Origin of the sequence: Streptomyces sp. NPDC050738 (genome assembly GCF_040654175.1) — a bacterium.
Lineage (GTDB): Bacteria > Actinomycetota > Actinomycetes > Streptomycetales > Streptomycetaceae > Streptomyces.
The window spans coordinates 240,343-252,950 of record NZ_JBFAHN010000012.1 but is presented as its reverse complement, the minus strand read 5'-3'; the positions used below and the strand labels follow the sequence as shown (position 1 = coordinate 252,950).

Here is a 12,608-nt window from a genome sequence, read left to right as displayed (position 1 = left end):
CGGCCTTTTTGTTCTCGTGTCTTTCGGACGGGCCGCCATCATAGTGGCGTGCCCCGCACCGGGTGTGCTTTTTTTGGGGGGGGGGGGGGCGGGCCGGGGGTCGGACCCCGGACCGCCCTCAAGCGCCGGAGGGGCTGAGAATTACGCCTGTTCGGCGTGCAGGCTCATCGGTCCGTAGATCTTCGTCGTGTCCTCGAACAGGACCACCTGGTCCGCGCCGCCCTCGAGGAGCTCCTTCCACGCCTCGCCGATCCACGACTCCGCATCCCCCTGGGTGGTGAAGTCCTCGGGCTGCACCGCCGGCTGAGTCTCCGTCCCGTCCGTCTTCTCGAACCGCCACGTCCACGCCATGTCAGCCTCCTGGATTACGACCCGATCTGCTGCTGGCAGCGTAGCCGGGCGCGCAGCACCTGCGGTGACGCGGGAGGATCGTCCTGTGGAACTGACTCTCCTGGGTACCGGCGCCCCCGACGGACTGCCCCGTCCCGACTGCCCCTGCGCCGCATGCGCCACGGCCCGCGGGGACCGTGCGCGCGCGGCGACCGCGCTGCTGCTGGACGGCGCGCTGCTGCTCGACCTCACCCCGGGGGCGGCCTTCGCGGCCGCACGCGCCGGGCAGTCGCTCACGGGCGTACGGCAGGTCCTGCTGACCCACCCGCACGACGGTCCCGCCGTCGAGCTGCCTCCTGGGCTGCCGCCCGCCGCCCGTATCCCGGACGGGCGCGTGCTCTCGCTGCTCGACGGGCACCGGGTGCGGGCCGTGGCCCTGGACTCGCCGGGTACGGGGTACGAGGTGACCTCCCCGGAGGGCGAGCGGCTGCTGTATCTCCCGCCCGGTGGCTCCCCCGCAGGTCTGGCGGACGGCAGCCCGCACACGTACGACATGGTCGTCGCCGACGTGCTCGGCCGCCCCGACGCGCTGGCCAGGCTGCGGGCCGCGGGTGCGATCGGCGCGACGACGGACATCGTCGCCGTACACCTGGGCCATGACGTGCCGCCGGGGCCCGAACTGGACCGCAGGCTCGCCGCCGCCGGTGCGCGGGCCGTGCCGGACGGGACGACGCTGGTCGTCGGCGAGTACCACGCCGTGCCCGATCTGCCGCGCCGCACCCTGGTCCTCGGCGGTGCGCGCTCGGGCAAGTCCGTGGAGGCCGAGCGGCGTCTGGAGGCCTTCCCCGAGGTCGTGTACGTGGCGACCGGCGGCACCCGCGAGGGCGACCCGGAGTGGGCGTCGCGGGTGGGGCTGCACCGGGAGCGCAGGCCGGGGTCGTGGCATACCGAGGAGACGTGCGATCTCGTGCCGCTGCTCGGGGACGACGAGGGGCCCGCGCTGCTCATCGACTGTCTGTCCCTCTGGCTGACCGATGCGATGGACCAGGTGGACGCCTGGGACGATGCCAAGTGGGCGGCCGACGGCGAGCGCGCGCTGCGGGCGCGGGTGGACGAGCTGGTCGCGGCCGTACGGGCGACGCGGCGCACCGTCGTCGCCGTGTCCAACGAGGTCGGCAGCGGGGTCGTCCCCGCCACCGCGTCGGGGCGGCGCTTCCGCGACGAACTGGGGCGGCTCAACGCGGCGTTCGCCGGCGAGTGCGAGCACGTGCTGCTGGTCGTCGCAGGGCAGGCGCTTGCGCTGCGCGGGTGACTGTCCGCCCGTGGCTGCTTGCCCCGGGGGCGTGAGCGGCTAGGGGTACGGGAGTGACCATCACTTCAGAAGCAGACGAGAAGGTACGTCCCGAGCTCGACGGGGTCCCCGAGACCCTGCTGTGGACGCTCTACAACCGGGCCTGCGAGGCGCGGCGCCCCGATGCCGTGCTGCACGATCCGATGGCCGTCGAGCTGATGGACGCGCTGGACTATCCCTTCGAGGAGCGGCTGGGGGCGCCCAGTGCGCTGTTCTCGCAGGTGCAGGGGTTGCGTTCGCTGACGTACGACCTGGCGGTGCGGCGGTACATCGGGCAGAACCCGGAGGCGACCGTCGTCGCCCTCGGCGAGGGTCTGGAGACCAGTTTCTGGCGGGTCGACAACGGGCGGCTGAAATGGCTGTCGGTGGAGCTGCCCGAGGGGGCCGAACTGCGCTCGCGGCTGCTGCCCGCGCACAGCAGGGCCCGGGTGCGTGCGGGGAGCGCCACCGATCTGGGGTGGCTGGACGAGGTCGCCGATCCGCACAAGGGCGTCATCGTCACCGCGCAGGGGCTCATGATGTATCTGCGGCCCGGTGAGGTGCGGTCGATTCTCGCGGCGTGCGCCGAGCGGTTCCCCGGCGGGGCGATGGTGCTCGACTCGATGGCGCCGTGGGTGACCCGGCTGACCCGGAAGGGTCTCGTACGGATGAACGACCTGCCCGTACCGCCCATGAACTGGTCGATGGCCGGGGAACACCGCGACCTGCTGCGGACCGCTCACCCGGGCATCACCGGGGTCCGCGCGCTGACCATGCCGCCGGGACGCGGGCTGCGGGGATCCCTGATCCACCATCAGCACCGCATCCCGGTGTTCCGCTCCATCTCGCCCGCCGTGACCCAACTGGGCTTCGCGGACTGATCAGTTGCGGCGCGCGACGATCCGGTAGGCGTTGGAGAGGGAGGTGCGGCGCGCGAGGGGCGCGGCCAGCCGGTCGACTGCGTACGCCGCCAGGAAGAGCGGGATCGCCAGCCGGAACAGGGCCTCGCGCAGCCGCAGCCGGCTCTTGCTGGGCACCTTCGGGAACCACGGGGCGTTGCCGCGCGGCACCTTCTCGCCCATCCAGAGCGCGAGTGCGGCGACGAGGTCGGCGGGGATGTGCGGGTCGCGGCGCTCCACGGCGACGACGGTGAAGCCGGTCTCCTCCAGGGCGCGGCGGATGTTGCGGCGGGTGATGAAGTTCAGGTGCTGCGGCTGGAACCAGCAGATCCACCAGCGGCCGAGCACCTTGCCCATCAGCGACTCCGGGTCGGGCACGTCGATGACGAGGTGCCCGCCCGGGCTCAACGCCTCGTGTGCTGCCGCGAGTTCGGCGCGCGGGTCGATGGTGTGCTCCAGGTAGTGGAACATGCTCACGGCGTCGTACTGGCCGGGCATCGTGGAGGCGAGGTCGGGGAAGAAGCCTCGGTGCGCGGTGTCGACACGGCCCTCGCGCCGGGCGATCTCCACGCCGTCGCTGACGTCGAGGCCGTCGAAGACCGTGGCGGGGAGGATCTTCTTCGCCTCGGCGCAGAAGTGGCCGTGCCCGGTGCCCACGTCGAGCCAGCGCTCGGGCTGGGCGAAGCGGGCCACGGAGGCCGCCCGGCCGCGGTACGAGGTGGTCGATCCATTGCCGTTGAAGATCTTGGCGGTGGCTTCCTCGCCGAGGCCGTCGTAACAGTCGCGGTAGTAGAACTCCAGCCCCTCCGGGGTCAGTTGGGGGTTCTGGAAGGAGTGTCCGCAGTCGTCGCAGCGGTCGATGACGAAGACACCCGGCTTGTGCTGGACCAGGTCCGTGGTGCGGATGTGCTCGCTGAGCCGGGGCGACTCGCACCAGGAGCAGGTGGTGCGGCGCGGCATGAAGAAGCGGTCCAGGCCCGGAAGCGGGGGCCGGGGGCTCGGCTGCGGCCGGGGTGCCTCCGTCGATCCTGGCCCGCAGCCAGTCGGCGATCGCCGCGGCCGTACGTGCCCGTGTCAGCTCCTCCAGCTCCGCGTCCGGCAACGACCGCAGATCCATGCCGGTGTCACCGAGCCGCTTGCCCAACTCTCCGGCAATCTCAGTGCGCTTGATGGAGTCGACACTGAGATCAGCCTCCAGATCCAGATCCGGCTCGATCATCTCCACCGGATAACCCGTACGCTCGCTGATCACCGCCAGCACCACCTGCAGCACATCCACCTGCTCGGCAACGGCAGGTACGGCCGTGACGACAACGGGTTCCGGCTCGACGGCAGCCACCGGTTCGACCGCGGCCACCACCGGTGCCACGACCGGAGCCACCGCACCGGCCGCCCCGAAGTACGTCATCAGCACGTCCCGCTGCGCCGCCACCATCTCGCGGCTCGTGCGCAGGAACTCGTTCAGCAGGGCGTCCGCGTCGGACACAGTCGTCTCCCGATCCTGATTCAGGCCGATGTCGATGCGCCGGGCCGGCTGCAGCGCCCCCGCCAGGAGGCCGCCGTCCGCCGTGCGGACGAGCTGGCCGTCGACGGTCCAGCCGGGTTTCCTGGGTACGGAGGCCGGGTCGGCCACCACCGCGTCGCGCCCCGCGAAGAGACGGGCCGCGGCGACCGGCACACCTGCCGCCGCCAGCCGGGCGAGGGCCTCCAGGTGACCGCGCAGGCCCGCGTCGGGACGCGGTTCGAAGGGGACGGCGACATGCGGGCGGTCGCCGAGGATCTTGCCGACCAGGCCCGTGAGAACCGAGCCGGGGCCTGCTTCGACGAAAACGCGCGCCCCCGCCTCGTACATCGCCTCGATCTGCTCGGCGAACCGCACGGGTGAGCCGATCTGCCCGGCGAGGTGCTTCCATACCGCGCCCGAGTCCGCCGGGTAGCGGGCCGCCGTGAGGTTGGCCCAGACCGGGAATTCGGGGCTGCGCACCGGGTAGAGCGCCAGCGTCTCGGCAAACCGGTCCCCGGCGGCAGCGACCACCGGGCTGTGGAAAGCACAGGCGACAGGCAGCCTTTTTGCCGACAGGCCCGCGTCGGCGAGCACCGCCACCGCCTGCTCGACGGCCGTCGTGGGGCCCGAAATCACCGTCTGGGACGGTGCGTTGCGGTTGGCGGCGACCACCCGGCCCGCCAGTCCCGCCGCGCCGAGGACCGCCTCGACCTCGGCGGCGCCCGCTCCGACGGCGGCCATCGTGCCGGGGTCGTCGCCCGCGGCCTCGAGGATCGCCTCCGCACGCCGGGCGCTGAGTTCCAGGAGCGCGTCGGGGGTGAGTGCACCGGCTGCACACAGTGCGGTCAGTTCGCCGTAGGAGTGACCGCCCGCCATGTCGGGGCGTACACCGAGGGAGGTGAGCACGTCGTACACGGCCAACGAGACCGCGACCCCGGCAGCCCCTTCGCGCACCGCGGCCCGCGCCTCCTGCGCGGAGCGCACCTCGGCCAGCACCTCGGGGACTTGTACGTGGGCGATCCGCCACGGCGCGTCCGGCGCGAGCAGCACCGTGTGCGGCCCGGTCCCGTCGGGGGCGTTCAGCTCGTCCGGGTGCAGCGTGCAATCCGCGGCGATCCGCACCCCGAAGGCGCCAGGCGCCCACCGCCGGGCGAGCGCCAGGGCCTCACGGGCGGGGCGGCCGCCCGCACCGAGGTCGAGCACGCCGAGTCCGCCTGCGCGGCCGACGGCGGCGGCGAGGCGGGCGTTGGGGCGGTGGAAGGGACTGACGCCGATGACGGTGTGCGTCACAGGAGAGGCTCCATCTCTGCGGATCACTGCGGGCGGGAGACAGCAATACGACAATCCGATACAAAGGGGAACGTAAGGCACCATCCCTGAGGCTGCAATCACTCCCCGCGCATGATCGGTCACATGGCGTAACTGGGCCTTGATTCCCCCTGATATCCCGTCAGGAGGGCTGCCGGTACTGTTCGGCGAATGAGCGCGCTGAATCTCGACGACTTCTCCGATCTGATCGAACGCCCCGACAGCGGCGTGCGGCGCGACGCCGAGGAACGCCGGGAGAGGCTGGCCGTTCCCGCCGGCGCGCTCGGCCGCCTCGACGAGCTGGGCGAGTGGCTCGCGGTCGCCCAGGCCGCCGTCCCGGTCAGGCCCGTCGCCCGGCCCCGCGTGGTGCTGTTCGCGGGCGATCACGGGGTCGCGGGCCTCGGCGTCTCGGCCCGTGAGGCCGGGAGCGCGCACGCTCTCGTACGGGCGGTACTGGAAGGCGCCAGCCCTGTCTCGGTGCTGGCCCGCCGCCTGGACGTCCCCGTGCGGGTCGTCGACGCGGGGCTCGACTGCGACCCGGAGCTGCTGCCCGAGGACGTCGTACGCCACCGGGTGCGGCGCGGCAGCGGCCGTATCGACATCGAGAACGCCCTCACCACCGAGGAGGCGGAGCAGGCCGTCCGGCTCGGCATGAAGATCGCCGACGAGGAGGCCGACTCCGGCACCGACCTGGTCGTGCTCGGCGACCTGAGCGTCGGCGGGACCACCGCGGCCGCCACCCTCATCGCGGCCCTCTGCGGAACGGACGCCTCGGTGGTCACAGGGCGCGGCGGCGCTCCCATCGACGACCTGGCCTGGATGCGCAAGTGTGGGGCCGTACGGGACGCACTGCGCAGGGCCCGCCCGGTCCTGGGCGACCTCCTGGAGCTGCTCGCCGCGGTCGGCGGCGCCGACCTGGCCGCGATCACCGGCTTCCTGCTGCAGAGCTCGGTCCGCCGGATGCCGGTGATCCTGGACGGGGTGGTCTCATCGGCCTGTGCCCTGGTCGCCCAGCGGGCCGCCTTCCGCTCCCCGGACGCCTGGCTCGCAGGTCAGCTCAGCGGTGAGCCCGCCCAGGCGAAGGCCCTGGACCGGATGGCACTCAACCCCCTGCTCGACCACGGCGTCACTGTGGGAGAAGGAACAGGGGCGCTGCTCGCACTTCCGCTCGTACAAGCCGCGGCCGCTCTGGCGGCCGAGCTGCCCGAGCGCACGGAGGAAAAGACGGTCTGACACCACGCGTCGGGGCCGCCGGGACATCACCGGCCGCGACGTAGGGCCGTCATGAAGCGCAATGCCCCATATCATCGCGTTTCATGGGAGAAGTCCGTTTGTCCATCGATGGAGCATCCGACCGGTCCACACCGCTGTCCCGCAGAAGTGCGGGATTCGCCGTCTGGTACCTGCGGGTCGTCACGTTCATCAACCTGCTCAGCGCCTTCTGGGTCTCCTTCGGGCAGGACATCAAACGGCACAACGTCGACGACTTCTTCACCCCGTACCTGCTGACGGCAGGCTTCGCCTCGGGTGCCTTCACGATGTTCCTGGCGATCACGATGCGCCGGCGCAAGCGCGCGGCATGGATCATGAACTCGGTCATGGCCTGGTTCTTCCTGCTGCTGTTCGCCCTGGCGATGGCCGTCGACGCCGCGTTCCGCCGCTACGCCCAGAACTGGGTCTCGATCGCCCTGACCGCCGCGTTCGTGGCGGCCCTGGTGCTCGGCAAGCGGGAGTTCTACGCCAAGGGCGACCGCTCCAACCCCAAGCTCGCCACGGCCGTCGCCGCCGGCGGCCTGCTGATCTCCTCGCTCCTCGCCGCCCTCCTCGTCTCCGCCACCAACAGCGCGAAGGACGGCTACAAGGCGGACTTCCTGGACCTCTGGCGCTACGGCGTGATGCGGCTGATCTCGCTGGTCCCCAACGACTCCCACATCCATGGCGTCCACACGCCCGGCTGGGTCAACGTCATCATCAACATCGTCTCCACCCTGCTGCTGCTCGCCGTCCTGTACGCGGCCTTCCGCTCGCGCCGCGCCGTCGACCCGCTCAGCGAGGAGGAAGAGGAGCAGCTGCGCACCCTCCTCGACAAGAACGGGGACCGGGACTCGCTCGGCTACTTCTCGCTGCGCCGCGAGAAGAGCGCCATCTTCTCGCCCACCGGCAAGGCGGCGGTGACGTACCGCGTGGTCGGCGGGGTCTCCCTCGCATCCGGTGACCCGATCGGCGACCCGGAGGCCTGGCCCGGCGCGATCGAACCCTGGCTGGCCGAGGCGCGCGAGCACGGCTGGATCCCCGCGGTCATGGGCGCCAGCGAGGAGGGCGGCACGATCTTCGCCCGGCACGGTCTCAACGCGCTGGAACTCGGCGACGAAGCCATCGTGGAGATCGACGAGTTCACCCTGGAAGGGCGCGCGATGCGCACCGTCCGCCAGGCCTACAACCGGGTCAAGCGCGCGGGCTACACCGTGAACATCCGCCGCCACGAGGACATCCCCGCCGAGGAGATGGACACGCTCCTGGAGCGCGCCGACGACTGGCGGGACGGCGCCACCGAACGCGGCTTCTCCATGGCACTCGGGCGGCTCGGCGATCCTGGCGACGGACGCTGCGTCATGCTGGAATGCTCCGACGGGGAGGGGCAATTGCGTGCCGTGCTGAGCTTTGTGCCGTGGGGGCCGAAGGGGCTCTCCCTCGACCTGATGCGCCGTGACCGCGACTCCGAGAACGGCCTGATGGAGTTCATGGTCATCGAACTGCTGCAGCGCGCAAAGGAGATCGGGATCACCCAGGTCTCACTGAACTTCGCGATGTTCAGGTCTGTCTTCGAACGTGGCTCGAAACTCGGCGCCGGACCGGTGCTGAGACTGTGGCGCTCACTGCTCAGTTTCTTCTCCCGCTGGTGGCAGATCGAGTCGCTGTACCGCGCCAACGCCAAGTACCGGCCGATCTGGGAGCCACGATTCATGCTCTTCGAGAAGAGCGCAGACCTGCTGCGCATCGGGATCGCCTCGGCGCGCGCCGAAGGTTTCCTTGAGGCCCCCGGGCTGCCCAAGTGGCTCCACCGCAGGCACCTGGGGAGCAAGAGATGAACCTGCGCCCGGTGCGCACCTTCGTGCGCCGTGAGTGGGGGCCCTTGTTCGGAACCGTCTGGATGGTGCTGCGCGCCGAACGGTGGCGGGCGATCCCGGTGACCATCACCGCGGTCTGCCTCACCGGGCTCTTCCAGATCGTGCAGAACCAGGACTGGGGCTTCGAGCCGGTCCAGAACATCGGATTCGTACGCGCCGAGGACTCGCTCTGGCTCGCCCTGCTCCGTACGCCCCTCTCGCTCTTCGTGCCGGCGCTCGACCTGCCCGTCTGGGGTGCGCTGGCGCAGATCCTGATCGTCTTCGGGATCGCCGAGATCTGCATCGGCTGGAAGCAGACGATGCTGATCGCCTACCTCACCACCCTGGCCGGGACGATGTACGCGCGGATCGGCATCGCCCTCGGCCCCGACGGCGTCTTCGGGCTGCCCGCATCCGACGCACAGATCGTCGACACGGGGCCCTCGGCCGCGGTCGTGGGCCTCGCCGTGTACGTCTGCTGGCGCTACCGCGCCTACTGGACGGCGGGCGTGGTGATCGCCTCGATGATCGGCGAGGTGCTCATCAAGAACAATCTGGCGGGCCGGGAGCACATCGCGGCGATCGTGGCCGTACTGCTGGTGATCGCATGCACCGCGCGGTACGACCGCCGTCGTCAGCTCCGGTCGCCGGACGAGCCCCTGCCGCGGAGCGAGACCCGGTCAGGGGCCCCGCCGATCAGGTCCTGAAACTTCCGCCGGGGCGACGCCCAGCGGCGGTCGTGGCGGTAGGCCCGCAGCATGGCCCGCGCGCGACGGCGGGGGTGGCGGCGGTAGAAGCGGCGGGCCCAGGGAGAGACGGGGCGGGCGAGGCGGATCGCGCCGATCAGGGCGACGAAGGGCACCACCGCGCCGATGAGCGCGGTCCGCGGCTTCCCCTTGGCCAGGGCGAGCAGCGCGAAGAGGAAGTTCAGCATGGTGTTGCTCGCCACGAGCCCTCTGTCGTGCTGCTCCTTCGGCGAGAGCCCGTCGACCCCGAAGGGCAGGAAGCCGCCGAGGACCAGGCCCACCAGCGCGGCGGTCAGCACCACGATCTCCACGCTCTTGCGGCCCTGTTCGCTCCAGTAGACGTCGTCGAGGTGCAGAAGCAGCGCGAACTCGTCGAGGACGAGCCCCGCGCCCGTACCGAAGAGGACCGCACAGACCGCGGCCCCGAATCCGTGCCGCCCGCTGGTCACCGCGCCGAAGCCGCCGACGATGGTCAGGACGACACCGGGCACCACGTGGTGCACATGCAGCCCGCCGGGGGTGATGTTCCTGAAGGGCCCGCGGCCCGCCCGGATCAGCCGGGCGATCGTGCGCACGACGATGAAGGACAGCACGAAGGAGACCAGGGCGAGGAGCAGCGGCAGCTTGCCCGGTTCCAGGATGTCGCGCTCCCACCAGTGACCCATGCCACCCGCTTCCCAATTGCCGGTTATGCGCACTTCAGTGTCGGTCGGCTGCGGCTAATCTGCGCGCCATGGACGGCATACGTTTCGCCTTCGGCACCCTCACGGTCCTCCCGGTCAGGGTGACCCGCTGGGACCGGGACGCGGCCCGCTCGGGAATGCTCTGCGCACCGCTGGCCGGGCTGGTCGTGGGCCTCGCGGCGGCCGTGGCGGGCGGGGCGTTCCTGCTGCTCGGTTCGGGTCCGCTGCTCGCGGCGGTCGCCTCGGCAGCCGTACCCGCGGCGCTCACCCGCGGTCTGCACCTCGACGGCCTGGCGGACGTGGCCGACGGTCTGGGCAGCGCCAAGCCGGCCGAGGACGCGCTGCGGATCATGAAGCAGTCGGACATCGGCCCGTTCGGCGTGATCTCCCTGCTCTTCGTCCTGATGGCGCAGGTCGCGGCCCTCTGCCAGCTGTACGAACAGAGCTGGGCGCACGGAGCGATCGCAGCCGCCGTCTCCGCCGTCACCGCCCGCCTCGCGCTCACCCTCGCCTCCCGCGCGGGCGTGGGCGCGGCCCGCCCCGAGGGCCTGGGCGCCGCGGTCGCCGGAGTGGTGCCCGTGCGGTCCGCACTGACCGTCGCAGCCGTGGCCATCGCCGCCTGCGCGGGCGCGGGTCGGGCCTTCGGTCCGTACAGTGCGATCCATCATGCGCTGGCCGCGGCGGCCGGGCTCGCAGCGGCCCAACTCCTGCTCCGGCACTGCCTGAAGCGGTTCGGCGGGGTGACCGGCGATGTGTTCGGCGCACTGGCCGAAACGGCGGCCACCACCGCAATGGTCGTACTGGCGTGGAGCCGGTAGTCGTCACCGAGCGTAGGCTCTCGACGGGGCGGCCCCATCCGTCGGCCACCAACGAACTCAACGGAAGCGAGATTTCACCACCGTGACTGCTCTCACTCTCAGCACGGCCGGCGCGGCCACCCTGCGCGCCGATGCCATCGTCGTCGGCATCGCCAAGGGTCCCAAGGGCCCTGTGGTCACCCCGGGCGCGGAGGCCGTGGACAAGGCGTTCGACGGCAAGCTGGCCGCCGTCCTGGAGACCCTGGGTGCCTCGGGCGCCGAGGGCGAGGTGACCAAGGTTCCCGCGGCCAACGGCCTGAAGGCCCCGCTGGTGCTGGCCGTCGGCCTCGGCTCCGTACCGGAGAAGGACGAGGCGTACGCCGAAGAGGCGCTGCGCCGTGCCGCCGGTTCCGCCGCGCGTGCCCTGCACGGCACCAAGAAGGCCGCGTTCGCGCTGCCGGTCGAGGCCGCCGAGGACGTCGCCGCGATCGCGGAGGGCGCACTGCTCGGTGCGTACGCCTTCACCGCTTACCAGGAGAAGGCCGACGGCGCCAAGGGCCCGCTCGCCGAGGTCGCCCTGCTGGGCGCCAAGCCGCGCGACAAGGCCCACAAGGCCGCCGCCGAGCGCGCGACCGCCGTGGCCGAGGAGATCAACCGGGCCCGTGACCTGGTGAACACCCCGCCGAACGACCTCTACCCCGAGTCCTTCGCCGCCGTGGCCACCGCCGCGGGCAAGGAGCACGGCATCAAGGTCCAGGTCATCGACGAGAAGGCGCTGATCAAGGGCGGCTTCGGCGGCATCCTGGGCGTCGGGCAGGGCTCGGAGCACGGCCCGCGCCTGGTGAAGCTCTCGTACACGCACCCCAAGGCCGTCAAGTCCCTCGCCTACATCGGCAAGGGCATCACCTACGACTCGGGCGGCATCTCGCTCAAGCCGGCCGGCCACAACGAGACGATGAAGTGCGACATGGCCGGTGCGGCCGCCGTCTTCGCGTCCGTCGTCTCCGCCGCGCGCCTGGGCCTGCAGGTCAACGTGACCGGCTGGCTGGCGCTCGCCGAGAACATGCCGTCGGGCAACGCCACCCGCCCGGGTGACGTCCTGCGCATGTACAGCGGCAAGACGGTCGAGGTCCTCAACACCGACGCCGAGGGCCGTCTCGTACTGGCCGACGCGCTCGCCAAGGCCGCCGAGGACAAGCCGGACGCGATCATCGACGTGGCGACCCTGACCGGCGCCATGGTGATGGCGCTGGGCAACCGCACCTTCGGCATCATGGGCAACGACGAGTCCTTCCGTACGGCCATCCACGAGATCGCGGAAGAGGTCGGCGAGCAGTCCTGGCCGATGCCGCTCCCGAGCGACCTGCGCAAGGGCATGGACTCCCCCACCGCCGACATCGCCAACATGGGCGAGCGCATGGGCGGCGGCCTGGTCGCCGGTCTGTTCCTCCAGGAGTTCATCCCGGCGGACACCGCCTGGGCGCACCTGGACATCGCCGGTCCCGCGTTCAACGAGCAGGGCCCGTTCGGCTACACGCCCAAGGGCGGCACGGGCTCCGCGATCCGGACGCTGGTCCGCCTCGCCGAGCGCACGGCCGCGGGCGACCTCGGCTGAGCCAGGTTTTCCGCTGTACGGCCCCGGGTGCGCCCGGGGCCGTACGCGTTCATGCTGAACGCATGCCACCGGAACTCGGGCAGGACCAGGGATCGAGCCTGGCCGACAACATGGGCTGGATCGTCTTCGCGGGCGTTCTCCTGGTCTGGTTCGCGGTCAGCAACCTCATCGGCGGATGGCCGCACTGGGTCATCGGGATCGGCGCCGCCGTCGGGCTGAGCCTCTTCGGCAAGCGGCTGCAGCGGCGGCTGCGCGAGTGATCCGGGGCGTTCGCCCTGGACGAAATTCC

The 12,608-nt window shown here is 71.5% G+C and carries 11 protein-coding genes and 1 pseudogene; 8 read left to right on the top strand and 4 right to left on the bottom strand.

Annotation, left to right across the window (positions count from 1 at the left end; all coding sequences use genetic code 11):
- Positions 1-141 precede the first annotated feature (141 nt).
- On the bottom strand, positions 142-351 hold the full coding sequence (locus AB0H78_RS28105; protein ID WP_329116179.1) for a hypothetical protein: 210 nt from the start codon (positions 349-351) through the stop codon (positions 142-144).
- Positions 352-436: 85 nt separating this feature from the next.
- On the opposite strand from AB0H78_RS28105, the gene AB0H78_RS28100 reads away from it, so the two are divergent.
- Positions 437-1,642 carry a bifunctional adenosylcobinamide kinase/adenosylcobinamide-phosphate guanylyltransferase gene (locus AB0H78_RS28100; RefSeq protein ID WP_363237405.1) on the top strand — a complete coding sequence of 402 codons (1,206 nt, stop codon included), beginning with the start codon at positions 437-439 and terminating at the stop codon, positions 1,640-1,642.
- A 53-nt stretch (positions 1,643-1,695) separates the two neighbouring features.
- Complete coding sequence (locus AB0H78_RS28095) at positions 1,696-2,541, top strand: class I SAM-dependent methyltransferase (protein ID WP_363237404.1); 846 nt, start codon at positions 1,696-1,698, stop codon at positions 2,539-2,541.
- Here the strand turns inward: AB0H78_RS28095 and AB0H78_RS28090 are convergent, their stop codons facing one another.
- Both AB0H78_RS28090 and AB0H78_RS28085 read right to left on the bottom strand, forming a co-directional pair.
- Complete coding sequence (locus tag AB0H78_RS28090) at positions 2,542-3,519, bottom strand: class I SAM-dependent methyltransferase (protein WP_363237403.1); 978 nt, start codon at positions 3,517-3,519, stop codon at positions 2,542-2,544.
- 226 nt (positions 3,520-3,745) lie between these two features.
- Positions 3,746-4,939: pseudogene (locus AB0H78_RS28085) on the bottom strand (ACP S-malonyltransferase); the annotation flags it as partial.
- Between the two features lie 603 nt (positions 4,940-5,542).
- Between AB0H78_RS28085 and cobT the strand changes: the two are divergent.
- The 3 genes from cobT (at position 5,543) to AB0H78_RS28070 (ending at position 9,185) form a co-directional block, all read left to right on the top strand.
- On the top strand, positions 5,543-6,604 hold the full coding sequence (gene cobT / locus AB0H78_RS28080) for a nicotinate-nucleotide--dimethylbenzimidazole phosphoribosyltransferase (protein WP_363237402.1): 1,062 nt from the start codon (positions 5,543-5,545) through the stop codon (positions 6,602-6,604).
- A gap of 83 nt (positions 6,605-6,687) precedes the next feature.
- On the top strand, positions 6,688-8,460 hold the full coding sequence (locus AB0H78_RS28075) for a phosphatidylglycerol lysyltransferase domain-containing protein (RefSeq protein ID WP_363237401.1): 1,773 nt from the start codon (positions 6,688-6,690) through the stop codon (positions 8,458-8,460).
- Positions 8,457-9,185: a hypothetical protein gene (locus AB0H78_RS28070; RefSeq protein ID WP_363237400.1), complete on the top strand. Its 729-nt coding sequence runs from the start codon at positions 8,457-8,459 to the stop codon at positions 9,183-9,185. The genes AB0H78_RS28075 and AB0H78_RS28070 overlap by 4 nt, the downstream gene beginning before the upstream one ends.
- Here AB0H78_RS28070 and AB0H78_RS28065 read toward each other — a convergent pair.
- Complete coding sequence (locus AB0H78_RS28065; RefSeq protein WP_363237399.1) at positions 9,113-9,889, bottom strand: hypothetical protein; 777 nt, start codon at positions 9,887-9,889, stop codon at positions 9,113-9,115. The two genes, AB0H78_RS28070 and AB0H78_RS28065, sit on opposite strands and share 73 nt — an antisense overlap.
- A gap of 68 nt (positions 9,890-9,957) precedes the next feature.
- Here AB0H78_RS28065 and AB0H78_RS28060 point away from each other — a divergent pair, with 68 nt between their 5' ends.
- From AB0H78_RS28060 to AB0H78_RS28050, 3 genes are all read left to right on the top strand, one after another.
- Positions 9,958-10,725, top strand: a complete 768-nt coding sequence (locus AB0H78_RS28060) for an adenosylcobinamide-GDP ribazoletransferase (RefSeq protein WP_363237398.1) — start codon at positions 9,958-9,960, stop codon at positions 10,723-10,725.
- Positions 10,726-10,807: 82 nt separating this feature from the next.
- The gene (locus AB0H78_RS28055; protein WP_363237397.1) at positions 10,808-12,319 is read left to right on the top strand and encodes a leucyl aminopeptidase; all 1,512 of its coding nucleotides are present in this window, start codon (positions 10,808-10,810) and stop codon (positions 12,317-12,319) included.
- 62 nt (positions 12,320-12,381) lie between these two features.
- Positions 12,382-12,579 (top strand): hypothetical protein, encoded by a 198-nt coding sequence (locus tag AB0H78_RS28050; protein ID WP_363237396.1) that lies wholly within the window; start codon positions 12,382-12,384, stop codon positions 12,577-12,579.
- The last annotated feature ends 29 nt before the right edge of the window (positions 12,580-12,608 follow it).